The following is a 22,775-nucleotide window of genomic DNA, read 5'->3' as shown; positions in this document are numbered from 1 at the left end:
CATCACCGACCTTTTTACATTTGTATTTCTACTTTGACCAAAGTACTTTATACGATATATTTAAAAAACTTATATATGTTTCACCTAGTCCTTGTACACTTAGCAATATTTGAGAAAAGATAGATACAGCAAAACATACAGCCGCTGCTTACCCCTCGTCAGATAGGATTAGCCTTGGTTATGAATGTCGTTTTGTAAATGTGATAAAGAAATTATAAAGCATAAGTGGCTGCTCAAGGAATCAGTAAACTTTAATTGCTCAGAAGCCAAGATAAATTTATGTTAAGTTTTTTAAAACTTTCTTATCATAAACTATTATAGTAATTTATATTGCCAGGAACGCCAAGCTTTCCTATGCTTAATTTGGAAGTGTTTTCTTAGCTATAAGATCAGGCTCTCCCCGTCAAAAAATTCAAACGACAGTACAGATTGCATTAATTTTGTAGGAGTTCTGCGATGCCAATTGCAGTTGGAATGATTGAAACAAAGGGCTTTCCAGCAGTGGTGGAAGCTGCTGATGCGATGGTGAAAGCCGCCCGTGTCACCTTAGTAGGGTATGAAAAAATTGGTAGCGCTCGCGTCACCGTGATAGTTCGGGGAGATGTATCGGAAGTGCAAGCTTCTGTAGCAGCTGGAGTTGAAGCGGCGAAAAGAGTCTTTGGTGGTGAAGTGTTATCCACTCACATCATTGCTCGTCCTCACGAAAACCTGGAATACGTCTTGCCGATACGTTACACAGAAGCGGTCGAACAATTCCGTACTTAAAAGCTGTTTAAACAAAGAAATTAACGCTCTTTACCCGATCGAGCATCACTTTTGTCCAAGACTAAAAACTTTGAAATAGGGATTAAAACTAATGTCAATTGCAGTGGGAATGGTTGAAACGCTAGGCTTTCCAGCAGTGGTGGAAGCCGCTGATGCGATGGTGAAAGCTGCCCGCGTCACTTTAGTAGGTTATGAAAAAATCGGTAGTGGTCGGGTGACAGTAATTGTCCGGGGTGACGTTTCAGAAGTGCAAGCTTCTGTGGCCGCAGGAGTTGAATCTGTAAAGCGAGTCAATGGCGGACAAGTGTTGTCTACTCATATCATTGCTCGTCCTCACGAAAACTTGGAATACGTCCTCCCAATTCGTTATACCGAAGACGTAGAGCAGTTCCGGGAGAATGTGAACGCAATTCGTCCTTTCGGTAGAAGACCGTAATTTGTAATGCAAATTGCCAAAGTTCGCGGCACAGTAGTTAGCACCCAAAAAGATCCAACTCTTAGAGGTGTGAAATTACTGTTGTTACAATTAGTAGATGAAAACGGCAATATCCTACCAGAGTATGAAGTAGCAGCAGATATTGTGGGAGCAGGAGTAGATGAGTGGGTACTCATCACTCGTGGTAGTGCCGCTCGTCAAGTTGTTGGCAATGAACAGCGTCCATTGGATGCAGCAGTGGTGGCGATCATAGATACTATTTACGTTGAAGATCGCCTCATTTACAGCAAAAAAGATCAATATCGATAGTCATTGGTCATTAGTCATTAGTCATTAGTCATTAGTCATTAGTTCAGGGCAAATGACAAATGACAACTGACAAATGACAACTGACAAATGACAATACAGGAGGAATCTCGCGATGGCAGTCCGCAGCACGGCGGCACCCCCAACCCCGTGGTCAAGGAATTTAGCTGAACCCAAAGTCCATGAAACTGCCTTTGTACATTCATTCTCCAATGTAATTGGGGATGTACGAATAGGTGCAAATGTAATCGTTGCTCCGGGGACTACGATTAGAGCGGATGAAGGCACACCTTTTTATCTGGGTGAAAACACCAATATTCAAGATGGTGTTGTCATTCATGGGTTGGAGCAAGGCCGAGTAATTGGCGATGACCAAAATAAATACTCAGTATGGATTGGTAAAAACACTTGCATTACCCACATGGCTCTAATTCACGGGCCAGCTTATGTAGGTGATAATTCCTTCATTGGCTTTCGCTCTACGGTGTTTAATGCCAGGGTGGGTGCAGGTTGCATCGTGATGATGCACGCTTTGATTCAAGACGTAGAGATTCCATCTGGGAAGTATGTACCTTCGGGAGCAATAATTACCAGCCAGCAGCAAGCGGACCGTTTGCCAGATGTGCAAGATCAGGATAAAGAATTTGCTCATCATGTGGTTGGGATTAATCAGGCATTACGAGCTGGTTATCTCTGTGCTGCGGATAGTAAATGTATAGCACCCATTCGGGATGAGAACGCTAAATCTTATACAGGTAATGGTATTACTGTTTTAGAGTTGGAAAGGAGTAGTGAAGTGTCGAGCAATAGCTTGGGTGGAGAAACAATAGATCAGTTGCGGTATCTATTGGGGCAAGGGTATAAAATTGGTACGGAACATGTAGACCAAAGACGTTTCCGCACAGGTTCTTGGACTAGTTGTCAACCAATCGAACCGAGATCGCTCAATGAAGCGATCGCAGCATTAGAAAGCTGTCTACAAGAGCATAGCGGCGAGTATGTCCGACTGTTTGGCATTGACAAAGGTAGACGACGTGTGCTAGAAGCCATCATCCAACGTCCCGATGATGATGCAAAACCAGCTACCAGTTTTAAAGCGCCGGCTAGTCGTGGCAATAGTAGTTACAGCAGCTACAGCAGCAGTAATGGTAATGGTAACAGTTCTAGCAGTGGCCAAGTCAATGGCGAAACTCTAGAGCAAATTCGCCAACTCTTGGCAGGTGGTTACAAAATTGGCATGGAACACGTAGATGAGCGTCGTTTCCGCACTGGTTCCTGGACTAGTTGCAAGCCAATTGAAGCAACTTCCACAAATCAAGTCATCTCCGCTTTGGAAGAATGTATAGCAAGTCATCAAGGCGAGTATGTACGTTTAATCGGCATTGACACCAAAGCCAAACGGCGGGTATTAGAGACCATTATCCAACGTCCAAATGGTCAAGTAGCTTCCTCTGGTGGTCACAAATCATTTACTAGTAGTGCAGCACCCTCTGTCGGAACAGCTAGCAGTAACCGCTTGAGTTCTGAAGTGGTAGACCAACTTCGGCACTTATTGGCTGGCGGGTCTAAAATTAGCCTCGAACACGTGGATGAGCGCCGCTTCCGTACAGGTTCCTGGACTAGTACTGGTCAAATTCAAGCCTCCTCAGAAAGAGAAGCGATCGCAGCCATAGAAGCACACCTCGGCGAATACGAAGGGGAATATGTACGCTTAATTGGCATCGATCCTAAAGCCAAACGGCGGGTATTAGAGACCATTATCCAGCGTCCAAACGATCAAGTAGCCTCCTCTGGCACTCAGAAATCATTTACTAGCAGTGCATACTCTACTACTGCTATAGCAACAGCTACCAGTACCCGCTTGAGTAGTGAAGTCGTAGACCAACTCCGGCAATTATTGGCTAGCGGCTCAAAAATTAGCATTGAACACGTAGATCAACGGCGATTCCGTACAGGTTCCTGGACTAGTACCGGTCAAATTCAAGCCTCCTCAGAAAGAGAAGCGATCGCAGCCGTAGAAAGACAACTCGGTGAATACCAAGGGGAATATGTGCGCTTAATTGGTGTTGACCCCAAAGCCAAGCGTCGCCTATTAGAAACGATCATCCAACGACCATAGCAGTGCTGAGTTAAAAGTGCTGAGTGCTGAGTTAACACTTGAAAGACACCAGTCACACCAACTGTAAACTCAGATTTTGAAACATACTAATTACTCAGCACTCAGAACTCAGCACAGGCTAAAGGCCCCGAAGAAAGCTAACAGCACTCAGAACTACATCCGGCTTCCGAGGTTAAAATTTCCATGTCTGTGCCGCTACTGCGCCTCAGCAATAACTTTGATTCTTACATTAGTGGTGAGGTGACTATTCATCCAAGCGCGGTACTTGCACCTGGGGTGATCCTCCAAGCGGCTGTAAACAGCAAGATCGTCATTGGGCCAGGGGTCTGTATTGGCATGGGAGCAATTCTCCAAGTCCATGAAGGCACCCTAGAGGTAGAAGCAGGTGCAAACCTGGGAGCAGGTTTTTTGATGATTGGCAAGGGCAAAATTGGCGCAAATGCTTGTATTGGTTCTGCGACTACAGTTTTTAACTATTCGGTTGAACCTGGACAAGTAGTACCGCCTGGTTCAATTTTAGGAGACACCAGTCGGCAGATTGCCAGGGCAAAGCAGCCAGAACCATCTACAAATAACCCAACTTCTACTACAAATGCACCATCACCGAAGGAAGAGGAAAATCGCTCCGGTGGAGTTAAGGAAAAGGAAATTTCCTCAACTAATTTCTCAGCTTCGGCTTTTGTAGATTTCAAACAAAACAAGTCGATTTCTTATTTTAAATCTCCCGCGACTCCAGAAAGTCAGCCTTCTCCTGTGGAGGAACCAACGAATTATGCTGACTCCACTTTGGCAGAAGCCGCCCAACCGTCTACAGAACAGAACTCAGACCCCAGTCAGCTAGCCGCAGAATCCCCTAACGGTTTTGGGACTCAAATTTATGGACAAGGAAGCATAAACAGACTGTTGACTACACTGTTTCCTCATAGACAATCCTTGAGCGACCCAAACTCTGACGATTAGTCCGAGTAAGTGTTAATTGTAAGTTGTCGGCTTTTTCCGTATTTTGGAGAATTGATCATGGAAACATATAATCAACGGTCTATTCGCACCATTCAGGGAGTGAGTAATCAAGAAACCTTTCAGGATACTGCTTTGGGTTTAGTTTCTACCCGCAGCTTTCCGGCGATCGTTGGTACAGCGGATATGATGCTGAAATCGGCGGGAGTTCACCTCGTTGGGTATGAAAAAATTGGTGGCGGTCATTGTACTGCGATCATCCGGGGTGGAATTGCTGATGTGCGTCTGGCGGTAGAATCAGGTGTGCAAACGGCTGAACAGTTTGGTCAATTGATTTCTAGTTTGGTAATTCCCCGACCTTATCCCAACCTAGATATAGTGCTTCCGATCACAACCCGTTTCACTAAATTAATGGAAGAGGGCAATTCCAGCCGTCTGAGTAACCAAGCAATTGGTTTGGTAGAAACGCGAGGATTTCCCGCGATGGTAGGAGCGTGTGATGCCATGCTCAAAGCTGCTGATGTTCATTTAGCAGCATACGAGAAAATTGGTGGGGGTTTGTGTACAGCGATTATTCGGGGTTCCGTAGCAAATGTGGCGGTAGCAGTGGAAGCGGGAATGTTTGAAGCAGAACGCATTGGGGAATTGAATGCAGTGATGGTAATTCCCCGACCGCTGGACGAAATGGAGTTAACCTTGCCACTAGCAAGCTGCTGGATAGAAGAACGCGAACCGTTAAACTTGCCAGTGAATATTAAAGAACAAGTTGCGGAACTTGAGGTACTAAGATTACCAGACTTAACCAAGCTACCTACAAAAGTTCAAGAAGAATTATGGAATGATGAATGATGATAGATGAATTTTGAGAAATCATTATTCAACATTCATCGTTTAGATGGAAGGCATCTTACGCTTAAGCTATTCTGAATAATAGCTTTTTCAATCCATAAATAAAATACCTTTATTCCAATAGAAAGTATAGAGTTTTATCTATGATAAACCTCGTAACTTTCTGTGAGCATCACTATATCATTTGCCAGTATTCAGCAATACTAGTTTTATATCTATTAATCGCTATATATAGGAGAATCACCCTTGAACCAAGCGACGCTGCACCAGTTAAAGGTGTTCGAGGCGGCGGCACGGCACAGTAGCTTTACTCGTGCTGCTGAGGAATTGTTTCTCACCCAACCTACTGTTTCTATGCAGATCAAGCAACTCACAAAATCGGTAGGTTTGCCATTATTTGAGCAAGTGGGGAAGCGATTGTATCTGACGGAGGCAGGACGGGAATTATTTGCTACTTGTCGGCAGATTTTTCACAATATAGCCCAGTATGAAATGAAGGTAGCAGATTTAAAAGGGCTAAAACAAGGACAATTACGTTTGGCAGTGATTACAACAGCAAAATATTTTATCCCACGTTTGTTAGGACCATTTTGCGAACTTTATCCAGGGATTGATATCTCGCTGCAAGTTACAAATCACGAACAAATTTTGGAACGGATGAGTCAGAATCTGGATGACTTATATATTATGAGTCAAATTCCAGACAATATAGATGTGACTTGTGAACCATTTTTAGAAAATCCTTTGATAGTCTTTGCACCAACTAATCATCCTTTATCCAAAGAAAAAAATATTCCTATACAACGCCTGTCTAACCAACCTTTTATTATGCGGGAACCAGGTTCAGGAACTCGTCGCGCCGTCCAAAAGCTATTTGAAGAAGAAGCGGTGACGGTAAAAGTCAAGCTAGAATTGGGAAGTAATGAAGCAATTAAACAAGCGATCGCAGGTGGTTTAGGAATTTCTGTTTTATCCCGTCATACCTTACTATCAGACGCTTCAGAGTTCAGCATTTTAGATGTGCAACACTTCCCGATTCAGCGGTATTGGTACATGGTTTACCCATCTGGCAAGCAGCTATCTATCGTCGCTCGTGCCTATTATGAGTATCTACTAGCTGCGGCAAAGAATTTTGTCGAGCAAAAAGCTGATACTGCTTATAGTACGTTTTAACCAACTCACGGTTAAAATAATTCCTAATTACGAATTACGAATTCCCTAAAGGGGTTGACTGTTAGACCGATAAACATTGACAATTAACCAGCAGAATCATTAAAAATGGGGGAAAACTAGCAGTGGTTAACCCGGAAATACCGTCTTGGCGCAAAACAGTACAAAGCGAGATTGTAGCTGTTACCGTGTATTCTGACAGAGCATTAGTTACACGGCGGGGTGTAGTTGATTTAACAGGAATTGAACAGGAATTAGTAATTACCCCAGTGCCAATGACTCTAGAAACTGAGTCTGTTCGGGTTAGCGGTACAGGTACGGTAGGGGTGCGCTTGGTGGGAGTTAGTAGCGATCGCATCTATACTACTGAACCGCTAGCGGAGCGAGTAGCACATTTGACAAGGCAAATTCAGCAATTAGAAGCAGAAAAACGCCACCTACAAGCTCAGGTGGATGCTTTAGCATTGCAATCTAGTTTTATCGCCGGCTTACGTGAAAAAACAGAAGAACCCTTTGCACAGAGTTTGTCTCGGAAAAATCTTAGCCTCAGCGAAACTTTGGATTTCCTCAACTTTCTTGGAAGCCAGTATAGTGAGTATGCGATCGCATCTGGAGAGTGCAAAACTCAACAGCAGGAATTAGATAAACAACTGCAAGCACTCCACATTTCATTGCAAATAATTCAAACACCCCATCCCAAAGAAAGTTTTAGCTTAGTTGTAGCCGTTGAAGTAGCGGGTGAAGGTGAATTTGAATTAGAGGTATCATACTTAGTGAATCGCGCTAGTTGGACTCCCCTTTATGACTTACGCTTTAGCACTACCAGCGATATTGTGCATCTGAGTTACCTTGCAGAAATCACTCAAAGCACTGGCGAAGATTGGATTGGTGCAAATCTCACCCTTTCTACCGCTAAACCAGGATTAGGTACACTCCCACCCAAACTTGAACCTTGGTATATTGATACCCCACGTCCACGAATAGCGCGACAACGACGAGCTCGATTTGCTGCCCAGCCACCACTGCTGCCTAGCATACTAGATCAGCCTGCTTCTGCTGCCAGAACGGATTGGCAAGGAGAAGACGAAGTTACAGAGGATAGTCTTATCCCAGCAGAAACCGTTGCAGCAGAAGTATCCAAAGAAGGGAGTGTAGTTACCTTTAAATTGAATGGCGGTGGTAATATTCCCAGTGATGGCGCACCCCATAAAACTACGATTTTCAACGATGATTATCCTTGTAGCTTCGATTATGGGGCAATGCCGCGCTTGGTAAGTTTTGCTTATTTAGAAGCTAATGTGAAAAATAGTCCCAACGGTGCGACTTTGTTAGCAGGTAAAGCAAATATTTTCGGCGATAACGTTTTTGTCGGCACTACTCGGTTAGAAAATATTGCACCAGGGCAAGAGTTTAAACTGAACTTAGGAATTGACGAAGGTTTAAAAATTGAGCGCGACTTAGTTGAGCGCCTGGTAGATAAAAGATTAATTAGCAACCAGCGCCGGATTACTTATAGTTATCGGTTGATTGTTACTAACTTACTTGATAAAGAAGTAAATCTAAAATTAACTGAACAATTGCCAGTTAGCCGCAACGAGCAAATTAAAGTACGTCTCAATCGCAGCAACCCACAAATTCAACTCGCTGAAATGGGAATTTTAGAATGGCTGTTAACTCTTCCAGCCCAAGAGCGACGAGAGATATATTATCAGTTTAATGTTGAATATCCGCCTGATTTAATGGTAGTTGGATTAGATATTTAGGGGATCTTAAAAAATAAATTCTCTAATATTAGTAGGGTGTGTTAATTACTCTGTGGGCGTCCTGGTAGATCGAGATAGCGAGTCAGCCATAACGCTTCTTGATTTTTTCGTTCAAAATAAGCAATTACCGTGAACTTTTCCTCTGTCTAGAGTGGTAAAAGAGGGCTATATACAAGCTGCTTTCATTGCCTAGAACCGCTTCGCCAGAATCTGCGATCGCTGATAAGTCACTTTTAAATCTACTATCAGTCTTTCTTTGTCAAGTCATATTGACGATTTGTAACATGATTGTTATATTTCGTTATATAAGTAAACAAAGAAGAGAAAAAACTATGTACACTACCACTAACGAAGACGGCATTTTCAACAACTACGCAGCAGAACCCAAGATGTACTACGCTGAGTACCCAGCAATTTGGGAACAACGTAAATACGTTTTACAGGGTCTTTTTACAACTTTAATCGTCACCGCTTTAGTTTTGGTTGGTTTTAGCGTTAGCTAAGATTTTTTGATTTCGGTATCGCTGTATCTCATCGTTAATCTCACTTCTCGACTTTACCTCGGCTAATTTAGTCGGGGGTTTTTGTGTTTTAGAGGCTATTTATAAAGTAAACCTAAAAGCGGCAAACTTTGGTTGATAGTCTGGGGCTTTTGTTAAAAGTGGTTGTTAGTGAAGCAAATGCTGGAGAAAGATTACTTGCTGATCGCTTTAGCATATTTTGCACCGAAGCCTAGAAAGTTATGGCTATTAACCCAAGCTGCTAGTTATGCGATCGCTAGCGCTTCAGGGTAGTGTATGGAGTCAGTATGTATAATAAAATCCCCTCCAGGAACAAAAACGGAGGGGAAGATGTTAAACGAAATAATTGCTATCTATGCGTATCACTAATGACTTGTTAAAAGCGATTGGGCATCATGAAGATGTCGCACAGAGATGAGTGATGCGGAAATTATCACAACGGCACTGGTTGCAGCAATATTTTTTAGTGGTAATCAGAGCGCAACTTGTAACTAGATGAAAGACCACAATCTGATTTCTACAATGTTAGAAAAATCACGTTTTAACCGACGATTACATGGAATCTCGATGCTGATGAATGATTTATTCCATCAAATAGGGATGATATTAAAAGAAAGTAGTGATTGTACGGAATATCTTTTAGACTCATTCCCTGTACCAATCTGCGATAATATTCGCATCTTCAATGTGAAAATGGTCAAATTAGAGGATTACAGAGCAAAGCCAAAAACGCTCCGCCTCCGGGTTATATAGCTTCAAAAAAACGCTATTTCTACGGGGTTCAAGTTCAGTTATTAACAACTAAAAGGTTAATACCCTATCCCTTTATTCACAAATTACTTTTTGATCTTCCTAAAACCATACTTTGCTTTGAGTAAAGGTTAATAGATAATCTTAGCAGAAACAGAGACATAAATTGGTTTGCCTTTAAGATCGGTAAGAATTTTAATTGCTGAGTTGGGATGTGCAATCAGACACAAGGTTCTTTCTTGAAAATTGCTGTAACTGTAGCTATGGTATTCACGGCATCGATGCCATAAATCATAAATAAATCTACCGTACCCCCATCAACAATTGAGTACCACTGAGAAGCTAGAGACCACTCCGCCTTGATAGTTACATCTAAACCTGTAGTCTTTGTAAATACCAGTGGCGTAGGCGCAGCCCGTCGTAGACATCGCTTAGTAAAATCCACTGCATTCTGCTTGTGCTATCTAGTTTGTACTAAAGTTAGCTTTAATTCAACCGAGAATTGCTAGTTGACGGTTGGTTGCTGTTAGTACAAGCAGCAATGACGCTGCTCTTAATTCAGATAGAAGCTTATTGAATAAAACTATGGTAACTAAGGCGATGAATTGTTGTTGATGAGGATGATAACGGATTCATAAAACAGTATGATACTCTCTCCTATCTGCCGTTGTAGCTAAATCTAAATGTACATTCTAGAATCAACTTTTGATTCACTAGCGAATAGGGCTGAATTTCTAAAGCACGTTGAAAAGCTCGGATAGCTTGACCATACTCTCCTATTGCTGCATAACATAAGCCCATACCATGAAGCGCTCCAAAATGTATTGGATTTATCTGCACAACCATCTGACAATCTGCCAGAGATTTTTGATAATCGCCAATACTGTAATAGAGGAAAGCTCGACGATTCCAAGCTTCGGCAAAATCTGGCTGGTCTTTAATTAATGCCGTCAGCGCTGTTTCAGCTTCAGCAATTTCACCTGCATCCAGTAACTTTTGACTGCGGTCGATTATTTCCAGCCCATAGATTCCCTTTTGCTGAAACCAGATCCGCCAGATTTTTCTGGTTGCGTTGTCGCGCACTGTGGGATCCGGGTTTTTCAACTCTTCAAGTAAGGAATTGATAAATAAAGAATCCATGAATTTGAGATCAGTGAATATACCTTTGTATTAACTTTCTCACAAAATATATCGATTAAATCATTTTTAAAGTCATCTTTAAATTAGCCATGATTAATCGCTAATTATGAAATTCTTGTGTAATTTATTGGGTTCAACAATACGACTAATACCACACTAGATATTTAAAGCCATAAAAATAAAAACTGATTAGAGGTAGCTAACAGATCCCTTTGGCGACATCAATATGCCAGAACTGCAAGATGCAACAGATAAAGGTTGTTTGCAGGTAGATGGCAAGATTATGAAGCCAGGCGGTAATTTGGTTATTACCAAAGCCGCAGTTGAGCCAGTTCGGTATTTACCAGGAATTACTAAGCGCTTTGACATTGTAGAATCACAGTTGCTTTGCTCGTAAAGAATGTGTCACCAGAGTGGAGGATATGGGCTTCTAAGAATTAATGTCGAATATGTTGTATTGGTTTTTCACAAATTGTCTTAGTGGCTAACATAGTCTTTATTAGAACCTAAATTTATCTGCTTACTAGCTGCACCGGAAGGTATAGAAAATTTTGTAATTTACATTACATTTTGATGTGGTACTATATGCATTTGTCATTGATGACTATTTGGATAAACATGACTAATTAAGTATTGGATTGTGAGATACAGGTACGGTGGGCTACGTCTAAGCTGATGTAGCACAGAATAAGCTGATTAGCCATGAGCAAATGACGATAAAATCCAGTTATTAACCTAACACTGTACAAATTGTGAGTTAACAAATTTTACTTCATCAAATTTGCAAATATTCTTAAATAAATACATACTAAATACATCACATTGATACAGGAACTTTATATAAAATAGTAATTAATTCTCTCAGCTATTCCATAATCATCTACTATAATGTTGAATATTCCAATTCCCCGATTATAACGACAAGTATTACATAGTAGCACTAATGATACAACAGACTATAGGACAATTAGAAACAGAAATATCACAGCGGATTACAAATTTATATAATGATAAACTAGGAAAGTCTCCTAGCCAAATCATTTGTCATTTTTTTGATACTGAAATCGTAATTTCTATAGAAAACTCTGTTACCCAAGCTGAACAAACTTTACTGAAAGGAGGTTATGATACTTTAGCTGAACAAGTACGATTATATTTAGAGAAAATAATTAAACCAGATTTAAAAAATTTGATTCAGGAAATTATTGGTCAACCTGTCCTCTACCTGATGACAAACACAAATCTAACAACAGGTCGTTCTGGGATTGTTGTAATTCTCAAGGAATTATCTGAAGTTCGTAATCCCGAATCTATTCCCAAGATAAATGTTAGGAATTTAGCGGAGTGATGTAGCGACTAATTACTACTTCTAATTGATTAAAATCATAAGGTTTAGTAATGCAATCATCTGCTGTGAGCATTGTGGAGCGATCATCTTGTATAGTTGTTAGAGGTGTGACTGCAATGATGGGAATGGTAGCAGTTTTTGAGTCATGTTTGAGATCGTCAATGACTTGGTTCGCACTCAAATTAGATAGCTTCATATCTAGCAGGATTAAATCTGGTTGATGAGTTTGTGCCAACATCACAGCCCTCACCCCTTGTTTGGTGCAAATACATAAAAAATTTAATATTCCTAGATGAGAATTAAGTAGCTCTAAATCATGTAAACTCTGTTCTACAACCAAAATTAAAGGCTGTCTATTCATAAGCACTTAGTCCTGTCTAAGAAAAGCTGGGCATAAAAACTCTATCGATCAGGAAAACCTGAAAGTCTTTATTTATAGTATGTGTTTAATTCAATGTACGAACGACCAACTCAGGCATAAAAATGAATAGGTTAGTGTATAGTTCATTCGGTTATCCATCGGCGCTAAATTTTAGGAAATAACATAGCAAAGCAGTCATAACATCAAGCAAATATTAGCATAAGTGATGTATGCAATTGCCAGGATTGACTATAAAAATCCGTATTTTATGGTAAGTAGGGGATACTTAAAGGATTTGAAATTGCAGATTCACCAGCCTTAAGCAGGAGTGCCCAAATTGCGTAGGCATGGACTTTGTTACATTACCATAAATTAATTAAGTATATTTAACCATCAATTAACTGACGTGCATAAGCGATCGCCTCTGTTGGTGTAGAAACTTTCCCCTCAGCTTGTGCTATGCCAATTTCAGTCAGCAGTTGGCCAATAATTGGCGAAGCTGGAATATTTAATGTTGTAATCAACTCCTTCCCGCTTACTAGTGGAGTGGGATGAGCGATCGCATCATCAGGGTTGAGGTAGCGGTTAATCAAAGGTGCTAAGACTTGGTAGCTCATTGCTTTATTTTCCACTAGTGTGTGTAGTGGCTTGTCACCAGATATTGCCTCTACCAGATTATTAATTGCTACAGCTAGCACTGCCGTAGCGGGGAACACAATATCTGCGTCATGAAACAAAAAGTATTGTTCTCGCAACGACATATCAACTACTTGAAACTGCGGTAACAGTTTCAGAGCAGTAGTTACACCTCGGATTTCGGCACGACTATAAGTTAGTTCCTGTAGCTCTATTTCTGCTAATTCTGGATCTGGGTTGACAAGACAAGCAAGTTTGGCAACACCTAGCCAAGTAGTTTTAATACTATCGCGGACATATTCTTGGAGTTGTACCCCTAGTTGTTGCCACTTTTCTGTGAGTAAGGCGGCGGCTGTGTCAACTGCTGCTAGTTTGAGTAAGCTTTCACGGGTAGCATTTTTGAAGAAAGGGGCAAGTAAACCATCTTCCCAAGCCATTGTTATCCAAGGAGTACCCTGAAAATTTGCCAGTAGATAGCCAATTTCTACCCTAACTCTTTCGGCTGCAACTTTGCCAAGATGTGATGCCAAAGAACGAATTGCGGCTTGGGTAGCTGGCTCAATAGTAAAACCTAGTTGGGCGGCTTGGCGATAACCTCGCATTAACCGCAAAGGGTCATCTTCTAGGTTCGCGGATGATACCATTCGCAAAATGCCCTGTTGTAAGTCTATATAACCTTGCAGAGGATCGATAATTTCTTGCGTATGGGGATTATAGGCGATCGCATTTACTGTAAAGTCTCGTCTGTGCAAATCAACTTCTAAACTATCTCCTTCCTGTTGGGCAAAGTCAGCCGTAGCATGGGGAAAAACCACACGCGCAATTTGTCGTTGTGCATCAAGTAACACAAAACCAGCTTTATAATGATGAGCGATCGCTCTTGCTACCTTTACCGCCTTAGATGGTATAACAAAATCTAGATCCAGATATTCGCGAGTTCTGCCAAGGATCGCATCTCGGACAGCGCCACCTACCATGTAAGCTGGTTGTGGCAAGAATTCCAAGCTGAAAGGCCAATTTTCGGGAGCTAGGGTAGAAGGAACTGATTCGTGCATTGTAATAAAAATCAACCCAGCAACTCATGAATAACAGTTGGGCTTAAGTTAGATTAACAATAAAGGCCCCTGGAGTTGGTTCTATTATGTGTATTTGTGTGAACTGCCACTATGTAGACAGCTGTTTTACCTATCATGCCGTAGAAGGGCAGCACCAACAGCCTCACTTGACCGAAACACCAAATTTTGATCCGAATGAACCTTCTATCAATGTCAACATTCGGACTCAAGATGATGTGATTGAAATGGAATGGGATGTTGTTGGTTGTCTGAGCTTTAAGCGGGAAACAGGTAAGTGGTCGAAATTGCGTCCTGGTGAATTAGTGCCGACTTGATAGAAAATGATTGGTGTATCTTACAAGCTATTTTCAGGTAAATAGACCACGCGGTAGGGGCACAGCATTGCTGTGCCCTTACGACAGATGTACATCAAATATATGAAAACTGCTGTAGTAAGATTTTGTCCTTCAACGATCGCAAATTCATGGTACAGGGAGGAGATGTCAGGAAAGCGATCGCTATTAGAAAGTCAACAGCAAGCGAACATTTGCGATCGCCTACAGCGGGCGCTTGCGCCATCACGTTCTGATTTTGTTGAAACAGCAGAACCTTTGCCCTGAGAATTCTGTCCAAAGCAGAAGAAAAGATATGTAGTCTATTCTAATTAAGAACTGCTATGTTATATGCTTGAATAATTCACGTTAACTTTATGAAAATAGATATTTTAAATAACTTTGCTAACGGAACAAGACGACCTTGCCATAAATAAATACGCTTTAGCACTACATACCACCACACCAGAATTAGGTTTGGAAATTAGTAATTTTGCAGGCGATACTCGCTCTCAAATTTGGAATTTAGGGCGCGATCTATCTAGCTTAGTGCATCAATATTTAATTGAATTTATCAAACCGCAAATTTGGGCAGATTTATCCTTTATCGCAGTTGCAAAAGGACCTGGTGGCTTTACGGGAACTCGGATTGGCGTTGTTACTGCTCGTACTTTAGGGCAACAGTTAGATATTCCTGTATTTGCGATTTCAACTTTGGCTGCGGTAGCTTGGTCAGAAGCAGGTAAAAGTCAAAATCCAAAAACTATTGCTGTGGAAATGCCAGCACAACGAGGTCAAATTTTCGCTGCTATTTATCAGTTTGAGCCAGATAATTCTAAACTAAAAGTGTGTTTGTCAGATAGAGTATTAACACCAGAAGCATGGCAGAAAACTTTAGCGAATTGGAACACTGATTATCAGTTGATTCAAGCTCAATCTGGGTTAGCAGCGACGGTGACAAGTATTTTGGAATTAGCTAACCTCGATTGGCAAGAGGGCAAATTTCCTAATTGGTCAGAGGCTTTACCATATTATGGACAGCATCCAGTACAGGGTGCATAATAAGTACGCTCATCGGCACACGGTGGTTTCTACCGTGCGTATGGTGAGATTCAGAAATTGAGCCAGCAATAAGGCGTGGAAAAATTTGGTTGTTTAGGTATCAAGTAAGCATTAAGAAGTTATAAACATTGATAGCAGCGGGGGAGTGATAGAGGTGAAATGTGAGTGTTAAATAGCAAATACTACAAACAGCGATCGCATTCTCAAAAATCCGCTTCAAGGAACTTGTAGTAATAAAAAGTTATATTTGACAACACAGCTTTCTTGACGATCAAATTTATGCTAGCTAAATTACTGGAGTTTAGACTAAATCTGTCATAAAAAAAAGTGGAAATGGAAACGCACCCGCCATACTCATAAGAGAAAACAAGACCCAGAAAAACAACGACTTGAAGCTTGCAGACCTAGATACCTTAAAGCAAGCGGTAGTAGAGGGTTATGTCGAGCTTAAGTATCTTGATGAGTCTGGGTGTTGTCCTTGGAGTGCCGTTAGCTACAGTTATATAGCGGTTCCCATTCAGATGCAGTACAACATTATATCGTGGGGTGTAGGGGCACGGCAGTGCCGTGCCCCTACGGGTGTATCTCACGCAAACGAGAAGCGCTATAGTCGTATCGGTAGCCAAAAACAAATGGCACAAGTTGGTAGCCGTGGTGGTTGCATTAGTATTTTGGGTTTATGGCAACCTCAAGTCAGTTTCGAGTACGCCTTAGTTCAAGGTGGTTTCAAAACAACACGCTACATCGAGGTTATGGATTGGGTTACAGCTAAGGCACAAAACACTTTAGTTCAAACTGGTCGCATCAGTGTCATTGTTCACGACAATTGCTCCTTGCATACCAGTAAGAAAGCAAAACAAAAATGGCTTGAGTGGCAGGAAATAAGTTAGAGATGATTCACTCTTAAAAATATGCTTCAATGTAGCATAAGTTATATGAATCTATTACATTCTCATGAATGACGCGCCCTCTGCCACTCATTTCTACTAGCTTACCGCGCTACTTATAACACCCTTAAGGGCTGCTATTCCCTGTTCAATGCTAGCCCACAGACCCATGTCAGGTTCCTTACCGGCTATCTCTCGTGTTCCGACGAAGTAAAGAACGCCTTTAAGAATCTCTTGGTGAGCGCGATTTTCAAAATTAACTCGGTTGAGCGGTTCCATCAAATCTTGAAGGTCATCATTCAAGGACTGGGCAACCTTGTGTAGAACCAGCCCGGTCATTGTCTGTTGATGCTTTAGCAACTCAAGCTGTAAGTACTTGTCATACAGAGTTAGCTCGGAGCCGCTCATCATTTGGTTTACCTTCTGGGCATGTTGTTGAGTAATGTCGCGAGGTTCTGCTGCGTTGCCGTATCTAGAAATAACTGCTTCGATGATACCGAGATTTTCGCGGTCGCTGTTTATCATTCCTTCGAGCCGCTCGCAAATCGTATTGTCGTCAGTCTGTGCTATTAACTTCTGCTCACTTTCCAACAGAACATTCTGAAAAAGCTTTAGATCAGCAAGCTTAGTCGCTATATTTGTCACATCGGCCATTTTTATTAACTCCAGACTATAGGTTTTATCGGTTATCACAAGCAAACTCACTTTTTCCATATTCTCGTGAAGTTTGAGTAAGTCCGTCCCTCCTCAGAAAGATTTATATCAAGTTTAGTAAGTATGTTTCAGCCTTTTTCTAGAGACTGGAGTTTAGACTAAAAGCGATATGAGAGAACGCAAATCAAAAGGAATTACAGGTTAAAAATATTCTCAAGTCAGCCTCAAAGCATCCGTGACCTTTAAACAATTATTGTGTAGTATGGTTGGCAATAAAATAATACAATAATGATAATCATGAAAAGGGGTGTCTGATTGAATACAGTCCCCCTTTTGACAGAAAGTGAGAAAAGAACTACCATTACTCACCTGCCAACATTCCATGTGACATTCTTGTACGGTTGCGTAGTAGCGATCGAGTTTATGCGGCAAGTTTAGCGATGAACAAGGTCAACAAAAGACGCGCTACATACATCTATGTCACAGAACTGGTCAGGTGTTAGAACCATTGGTGCAGGTTGTACTTCCACCTTCGACTAAGCGGATAGTACAAGTAGATGTGATTTATCCACCAGATTCGACACCACCGCAAGTGCTGAGTGTAAGAACTTTAGAAAAGTGAGAGATATTTCTTCAGCACTGTCAAGAAAATCAAAAGCTGGTGATCACAGAAAGTTAATCATATTGACAGATCGCGTCACAGTGCAAAAATCCAAAATCAAAATAGCCACAGCCAAACTGGGAGAGTAACCAGTAATACTATAGCCCCAGCAGCTAAGGCAGTAACTGCCAGATCGCGATCAAGATTGAATGTCTCAGCAATTACCAGTGTGGCGAAAGCTGGAGGCATAGCCATTTGTAGCACGATTATCTTTGCTATGGGCCCAGTTAATCCAAACAGTGGTAAAATGCTGCCCAATATCAAGGGAACTAGCAGCATTTTGATTCCCAAGCTCATCCCTGCTTGTGGTAGGCTACGCCAAGATTTGAGCAGCGCCAGTCGCATTCCAATTAATACTAGAGATAAAGCTACACTACTCCAAGCAAATTTTTCTAACCAGAATTCCGCAACTGTGGGAATTGTCACCTGCCGAAACAGCAAGCCAAATCCGAAACCCCACAGGGCAGGATTAATTAAGATGGGCCTAGCAATCTGCCAATGATTATGGATACCACCGCCAAAACGCGCTGCTAGTAACACACCCAAGCCATAAGCTCCTGGGAATGAACCTAGCAAATCGTAAAATAACGCCCAAGCAAAGTATTCCTTGCCTACCATTGCTAAGGTAATCGGAAAGCCAAGATAACCTGTATTACCCAACATTGCTGCTAATATCAAGCTAGCCTGAGTTGGTGCTTGGGGGACGGTATTTCTAAAATGGACTTGTGCTTTAATCCCTAAGCAAGCTAAAAATGCTCCTAGTAAAATGGCTAGGTAAGCGATCGCAGGTGCAATCCAAATTTGCCCCGACAAGCTAGATTGACGCAAAAACGATACTATGCTTATAGGTACTCCCACCCAAAAAAGAAACCGTCCCAAACGTGTAGGAACTGTTACAGGTAGTTTGCGTCCCAGTATAAAACCTACCAGGACTAATCCTCCCAGCTTGACGTATAGTTCTAAAAGGTTTGTCAAGGTTGCGCCTAAGAACCACAGATGTAAAATGCTACCTGTTACGTCTACTTTTGTCCAGTGCAAAATCTGTTATGGCTATTCCACAAAAACAGGAGTTTACCCTTGAATAAGGCAGGGTTTTCTGGAAAACCGCAAAACTCATCGAATGACCTTGGCGATGATATTCCAGTGGCTGTACGCGATACCCCTGTTGCAGCACCTAAAATTTGGTTGCAACCCCGAATTATCTTTATTGGGGGAATTGCAGGATTTGTCTTGCTGGCTTTAATTAGCAGTTTTTTGTTTTTCGTCACAGCACCCAAAAAAACCGCCGATTCTCAACTTTTACCAGCTACTTCTACTCCTACAACTCCAACAACATCTAATAATTCTAGCGATACTGTGTTAGGGCATTTTCCATACCCAGAAGCCCCTGAGTCAGAACTAGTAACCATCTTTGCAAATAGGGGCATTAGAATGCGAAAAGCTGCTGCCCAAAAGTTTGAGGAGATGGTAGCAGCAGCGCGGGGTTCAGGTGTAATTTTAGTGCCGATTTCTGGCTTTCGCTCCATCAAAGACCAAGAGCAGTTGTTTTTTGCTGTCGGCGCCCAGCGAAATCAAACGCCAGCAGAACGAGCTGCCCTCAGCGCTCCTCCTGGTCATAGCGAACATCACACAGGTTATGCTGTGGATGTTGGAGACGGAGCAGTACCAGCAACTAATCTTCAAACTAACTTTGACAATACCAAGGCTTATCGGTGGCTGCAAGCAAATGCAGCACGTTTTAGCTTTGAAATGTCTTTTCCCAAAGATAATGCTCAAGGTGTAAGTTATGAACCTTGGCACTGGCGTTTTGTAGGCGATCGCAATAGTTTAGAAATGTTCTACAAAGCCAGAAACTTGAAACCCGCTAAGATATCGCCATAAAAGACAGCAGTCAAAATAACTCCCTCAGGAGTAATTAGTTTTGCTCTCTGTGTGCTAAAAGAGGCTGAAGAACTAGTTCTGTAATAACTGGACAATAGTATTCAGCAATTTTCTTAGCGATCGCATCTGGTCGAGAAATTTTATCTAGATTGCAAAGTAAAATCACGGTAATTTTGTCATCAATAAAGCGGGTAATATTACTTGCGAATCCTAGTCTCGAACCATTATGACCAACTACTCGGCGATCGCCATAATTCAATACCCACCAACCTAATCCTGCAACATATCTTAACTTTTCCCAATCATCGCCCTGATTTGGAAAATGAGGAGTCCACATTAAATCAAGGGTTGATTGTTTTAACAGAGTTGCACCACAAAGCGCCTGTTCCCATTTCACCATATCTTCTACACTGGAAAGTTGACCTCCAGCAGAATAGATAACAGAAGGACTGTAGTAAGGTTTGTTAACAAGTTTGCTGTTTGTGAACCGATAGCCAGCAGACCAGTGTGGCACTATGTCACTGGGATTATTCATCACGGTTGCATTCATTCCCAAAGGAGCAAAAATGCGCTCTTGTAACAAATCTCCATAAGATTGTCCAGTTACCTTTTCTAGGATCAAACCCAATAGATAGTAGCCTGTAGCCTACACATTAACAATGCAAGCCATTGCATTAACAATGCAAGCCGACGCATTGGCATTGTAGGATATTGCCAAATTTAATTTGCTATGAATTAATGAAATGCTGTACTAAGTCTCTGCTCAATGCCCAATGCCTAATGCCTTCTGAGAATTAAGAGAACGAACCGCATTCGCGTTAGCGTCTCCCCTTGGGAGAAGGACGCAAAGAGCGCAAAGTATAAGAGGTAAAGAAGAGAAATTTAAAACTGATTCACCTATCAAAATTAATGGGATAAACTAGAAACTCTTACACTGTATATCTGTTTGACTTTTGAATGCGTGACTTTCGCCCTGCGGTACTAGTCTCCAGTACCATGTCCTGAACTTTGAGTTTTAGCTTCTGATGGGTCAGGCTGAGGTTTTTGATACTTACCTGGATACTTATGCAGAAAATAAGCTTCTAGTACTTGTAAAACCATCGGGCCGCAAATAGTACCGCCATGTTCGCCAGTATTTTCCCCAAAGGCCACAACCACAATTTCTGGCTTATTACTGGGCGCATAAGCACCAAACCATGTATGATTTGGGCGACCAACACCGGCTTCAGCTGTGCCACTCTTCCCGGACGCAGGGGCAATTGTCGGCACGTCCAAGCGCTTACCAGTGCCTTCACTCACCACCTTCCGCAGTCCGTCGCGGAGAACTTTGATAGTTGTCGGCTTCATATTTAAGGATTCTCGCCAACTTTTTGCTTCTTCGTTATCTTTAAGCAAATGCGGCTGAACTCGATACCCACCATTAGCAGGGACAGAAAACATAATCGCCGATTGCAGAGGTGTCACTTGCAAAGCGCCTTGACCAATTGACATATTAATGGTGTCGCCAACAGTCCAAGGCATTTTCAAAGCTTTCTGCTTCCATGTTTCATCTGGAACCAAGCCGATTGATTCTTCATCACGAAATTCAATACCAGTTCTTTGACCAAACCCGTATTTGCGACTCCATTTGATTAAAGTTGGGCCACCAACTTTTCTGCCAACTTGATAGAAGAAAGTATCACTACTCATAGCGATCGCTCTCGGAAATCCTAATGGGCCGAATCCGGCGTGGTTCCACTCACCAAATGTCACCCCACCCACGGTAAGAGAACCAAAGGTTTGTAGTATTGAGTCAGGAGAAAATTCACCTGATTCGAGTCCAGCTGTTGTAGTGACAATTTTGAAAGTACTGGCGGGTGGAAAGGCACTCAGGGCACGATTAACCAAGGGATGATCTTTACCTTGCAAGCTTTCCCAATCTTTCTGGGAGAGTTTTTGTTTAGAGAAGATATTCGGGTCAAAGGTGGGATAAGATACCAACGCGAAAACAGCACCAGTATTCGGATCGAGTGCTGCGATCGCACCTCGGTGATTTCCCAAAGCTTTTTCGGCTGCCTTTTGCACATCTAAATCTATGGTCAGGTGCAAATCATTACCAGCTTTTGCCTGTTTCTCCCCGATAACCCGGATTGGTCTACCCGCACCATCGACTTCCACTTGCTGACCGCCCCATTCACCTCGTAGAGCTTTCTCATAAGCCTTTTCCACGCCCATCTGACCGATTACATCTCCCAGTCGGTAGCCTTCCTCCTTCTTCCCTTTTAACTGGTCGGCGGTCAACTCCCGCGTATAACCTAGTACGTGCGCTAATTCCTTGCCGTGAGGGTAATAACGTACAGAATCTGTATTGATTTCCACTTCTGGAAGTTCATTTTTATACTCCTTTAATGCCGTGATTTCTGCTTCGTTTAAATCGCGAGCAACCCGGATGAGTGAAGAGGAATTAGCACCTGCTTGTTCTAATTTCTTTTCCATCTCATCTTGGGGAATGTTGAGAATTTGCGCTAGACGCGGGCCGACTACAGACCAGGAAGGCTTAGTATGTGCCATCGGCCACAAATATACAGAGCTAGGATAGCGAGTACTGGCTAAAAGTTTGCCATTCCGGTCAAAAATATTGCCCCGTTCTGGTTGTTTGGGAATCATCCGAATTCGGTTTGCTTCGGCTCGTTCCCGGAGTTTTGGCCCTTCAACTATTTGCAAGTAGGCCAAACGAGCCTCAATCCCACTGGTCATTAATAGGGTAAATACGATTAAAAATATTGATTGGAAACCACGTCCAACTGTACGTGTATCTTTTTTGCTGCCAATTGATGGGAATAAAGACATAACTATCAATTCAAAATTCAAAATGACTAAACGCAATTCCAGCCGGCCTTTTAGCAATTGCTAATATGCAATTTTAAGGCATGTTAACTTAATCACAGAGTTTATAATGAATTTTTAGGTATATAAATTTACCATAATTCTATTTTTTTCCTGAGTATGAAAGAATCGGACGAGTATATTCTTGAACAATTGTTTTTGGCGGATACAATAAACCAAAGTGTCAAATATAGTCTGCCCAAAAGACTAGAGCAATTGACAAAATAACGTAAGATCGCGGCATTCTACTGAGGATT

Annotated in this window: 22 protein-coding genes and 5 pseudogenes; 19 read left to right on the top strand and 8 right to left on the bottom strand. The window is 41.9% G+C overall.

Annotated features, from left to right (window positions below; all coding sequences use genetic code 11):
* The first annotated feature begins 456 nt into the window (after positions 1–456).
* From NLP_RS00675 to NLP_RS35910, 11 genes and pseudogenes are all read left to right on the top strand, one after another.
* Entirely contained in the window at positions 457–765 is a 309-nt protein-coding gene (locus NLP_RS00675; RefSeq protein ID WP_012410633.1) for a carbon dioxide-concentrating mechanism protein CcmK, read from the top strand.
* A 91-nt stretch (positions 766–856) separates the two neighbouring features.
* Positions 857–1,201 (top strand): carbon dioxide-concentrating mechanism protein CcmK, encoded by a 345-nt coding sequence (locus tag NLP_RS00670; protein ID WP_010995041.1) that lies wholly within the window; start codon positions 857–859, stop codon positions 1,199–1,201.
* Between the two features lie 6 nt (positions 1,202–1,207).
* Complete coding sequence (locus tag NLP_RS00665) at positions 1,208–1,510, top strand: EutN/CcmL family microcompartment protein (RefSeq protein ID WP_094327600.1); 303 nt, start codon at positions 1,208–1,210, stop codon at positions 1,508–1,510.
* A gap of 112 nt (positions 1,511–1,622) precedes the next feature.
* Entirely contained in the window at positions 1,623–3,626 is a 2,004-nt protein-coding gene (locus tag NLP_RS00660; protein ID WP_104904705.1) for a ribulose bisphosphate carboxylase small subunit, read from the top strand.
* A gap of 183 nt (positions 3,627–3,809) precedes the next feature.
* The gene (locus tag NLP_RS00655) at positions 3,810–4,586 is read left to right on the top strand and encodes a transferase (protein ID WP_104904704.1); all 777 of its coding nucleotides are present in this window, start codon (positions 3,810–3,812) and stop codon (positions 4,584–4,586) included.
* Between the two features lie 57 nt (positions 4,587–4,643).
* Entirely contained in the window at positions 4,644–5,432 is a 789-nt protein-coding gene (locus tag NLP_RS00650; protein WP_104904703.1) for a BMC domain-containing protein, read from the top strand.
* Between the two features lie 246 nt (positions 5,433–5,678).
* Complete coding sequence (locus tag NLP_RS00645) at positions 5,679–6,605, top strand: LysR family transcriptional regulator (RefSeq protein ID WP_104904702.1); 927 nt, start codon at positions 5,679–5,681, stop codon at positions 6,603–6,605.
* Positions 6,606–6,727: 122 nt separating this feature from the next.
* Positions 6,728–8,365 (top strand): mucoidy inhibitor MuiA family protein, encoded by a 1,638-nt coding sequence (locus tag NLP_RS00640; RefSeq protein ID WP_104904701.1) that lies wholly within the window; start codon positions 6,728–6,730, stop codon positions 8,363–8,365.
* Positions 8,366–8,697: 332 nt separating this feature from the next.
* On the top strand, positions 8,698–8,868 hold the full coding sequence (psb34, locus tag NLP_RS00635; protein ID WP_104904700.1) for a photosystem II assembly protein Psb34: 171 nt from the start codon (positions 8,698–8,700) through the stop codon (positions 8,866–8,868).
* A 116-nt stretch (positions 8,869–8,984) separates the two neighbouring features.
* Positions 8,985–9,068: pseudogene (locus NLP_RS00630) on the top strand (IS5/IS1182 family transposase); the annotation flags it as partial.
* A 148-nt stretch (positions 9,069–9,216) separates the two neighbouring features.
* A pseudogene (locus NLP_RS35910) lies at positions 9,217–9,716 on the top strand (IS982 family transposase); the annotation flags it as partial.
* A 140-nt stretch (positions 9,717–9,856) separates the two neighbouring features.
* Here the strand turns inward: NLP_RS35910 and NLP_RS00620 are convergent.
* Positions 9,857–10,081, bottom strand: a complete 225-nt coding sequence (locus NLP_RS00620; protein ID WP_104904699.1) for a hypothetical protein — start codon at positions 10,079–10,081, stop codon at positions 9,857–9,859.
* Positions 10,082–10,293: 212 nt separating this feature from the next.
* Entirely contained in the window at positions 10,294–10,776 is a 483-nt protein-coding gene (locus NLP_RS00615; protein ID WP_104904698.1) for a tetratricopeptide repeat protein, read from the bottom strand.
* 220 nt (positions 10,777–10,996) lie between these two features.
* Between NLP_RS00615 and NLP_RS00610 the strand changes: the two are divergent.
* Together NLP_RS00610 and NLP_RS00605 are read left to right on the top strand one after the other, a co-directional pair.
* Positions 10,997–11,161 (top strand): annotated as a pseudogene (locus tag NLP_RS00610) (GTP cyclohydrolase II); the annotation flags it as partial.
* A gap of 558 nt (positions 11,162–11,719) precedes the next feature.
* Positions 11,720–12,124, top strand: coding sequence for a DUF2294 domain-containing protein (locus NLP_RS00605; protein WP_104904697.1), 405 nt, complete (start codon positions 11,720–11,722; stop codon positions 12,122–12,124).
* On the opposite strand, the gene NLP_RS00600 is transcribed toward NLP_RS00605, so the two are convergent.
* Together NLP_RS00600 and NLP_RS00595 are read right to left on the bottom strand one after the other, a co-directional pair.
* Positions 12,105–12,485: a response regulator gene (locus tag NLP_RS00600; RefSeq protein ID WP_104904696.1), complete on the bottom strand. Its 381-nt coding sequence runs from the start codon at positions 12,483–12,485 to the stop codon at positions 12,105–12,107. The genes NLP_RS00605 and NLP_RS00600 overlap by 20 nt on opposite strands.
* Before the next feature lie 386 nt (positions 12,486–12,871).
* A complete protein-coding gene (locus NLP_RS00595; RefSeq protein ID WP_104904695.1) occupies positions 12,872–14,176 on the bottom strand; it encodes a CCA tRNA nucleotidyltransferase in 1,305 nt (434 codons plus the stop codon).
* Positions 14,177–14,262: 86 nt separating this feature from the next.
* Between NLP_RS00595 and NLP_RS00590 the strand changes: the two genes are divergently transcribed.
* The 4 genes from NLP_RS00590 (at position 14,263) to NLP_RS35905 (ending at position 16,460) form a co-directional block, all read left to right on the top strand.
* On the top strand, positions 14,263–14,511 hold the full coding sequence (locus tag NLP_RS00590; protein WP_104904694.1) for a Ycf34 family protein: 249 nt from the start codon (positions 14,263–14,265) through the stop codon (positions 14,509–14,511).
* Between the two features lie 102 nt (positions 14,512–14,613).
* On the top strand, positions 14,614–14,796 hold the full coding sequence (locus NLP_RS32630) for a hypothetical protein (RefSeq protein WP_158680242.1): 183 nt from the start codon (positions 14,614–14,616) through the stop codon (positions 14,794–14,796).
* Between the two features lie 114 nt (positions 14,797–14,910).
* Entirely contained in the window at positions 14,911–15,570 is a 660-nt protein-coding gene (tsaB, locus tag NLP_RS00585; protein WP_104904693.1) for a tRNA (adenosine(37)-N6)-threonylcarbamoyltransferase complex dimerization subunit type 1 TsaB, read from the top strand.
* Positions 15,571–15,959: 389 nt separating this feature from the next.
* Complete coding sequence (locus tag NLP_RS35905) at positions 15,960–16,460, top strand: hypothetical protein (RefSeq protein WP_158680241.1); 501 nt, start codon at positions 15,960–15,962, stop codon at positions 16,458–16,460.
* A 96-nt stretch (positions 16,461–16,556) separates the two neighbouring features.
* On the opposite strand, the gene NLP_RS00575 is transcribed toward NLP_RS35905, so the two are convergent.
* Positions 16,557–16,982, bottom strand: coding sequence for a hemerythrin HHE cation-binding protein (locus NLP_RS00575; RefSeq protein WP_234017147.1), 426 nt, complete (start codon positions 16,980–16,982; stop codon positions 16,557–16,559).
* 559 nt (positions 16,983–17,541) lie between these two features.
* Between NLP_RS00575 and NLP_RS00570 the strand changes: the two are divergent.
* Positions 17,542–17,733, top strand: a pseudogene (locus NLP_RS00570) (DUF3370 family protein); the annotation flags it as partial.
* Between the two features lie 96 nt (positions 17,734–17,829).
* Here NLP_RS00570 and NLP_RS00565 read toward each other — a convergent pair.
* Complete coding sequence (locus NLP_RS00565) at positions 17,830–18,747, bottom strand: AEC family transporter (protein WP_104909719.1); 918 nt, start codon at positions 18,745–18,747, stop codon at positions 17,830–17,832.
* Between the two features lie 102 nt (positions 18,748–18,849).
* Between NLP_RS00565 and NLP_RS00560 the strand changes: the two genes are divergently transcribed.
* The gene (locus tag NLP_RS00560) at positions 18,850–19,653 is read left to right on the top strand and encodes a M15 family metallopeptidase (RefSeq protein WP_104909718.1); all 804 of its coding nucleotides are present in this window, start codon (positions 18,850–18,852) and stop codon (positions 19,651–19,653) included.
* Positions 19,654–19,687: 34 nt separating this feature from the next.
* Here NLP_RS00560 and NLP_RS00555 read toward each other — a convergent pair.
* Both NLP_RS00555 and mrdA read right to left on the bottom strand, forming a co-directional pair.
* Positions 19,688–20,284, bottom strand: a pseudogene (locus tag NLP_RS00555) (serine hydrolase domain-containing protein); the annotation flags it as partial.
* 350 nt (positions 20,285–20,634) lie between these two features.
* The gene (mrdA, locus tag NLP_RS00550) at positions 20,635–22,482 is read right to left on the bottom strand and encodes a penicillin-binding protein 2 (protein ID WP_104909717.1); all 1,848 of its coding nucleotides are present in this window, start codon (positions 22,480–22,482) and stop codon (positions 20,635–20,637) included.
* Between the last annotated feature and the right edge of the window lie 293 nt (positions 22,483–22,775).

The organism is Nostoc sp. 'Lobaria pulmonaria (5183) cyanobiont', from assembly GCF_002949795.1.
Taxonomy (GTDB): domain Bacteria; phylum Cyanobacteriota; class Cyanobacteriia; order Cyanobacteriales; family Nostocaceae; genus Nostoc.
Note: the sequence above shows the minus strand (reverse complement) of the source record. Positions and strands in the feature narration are given on the sequence as shown.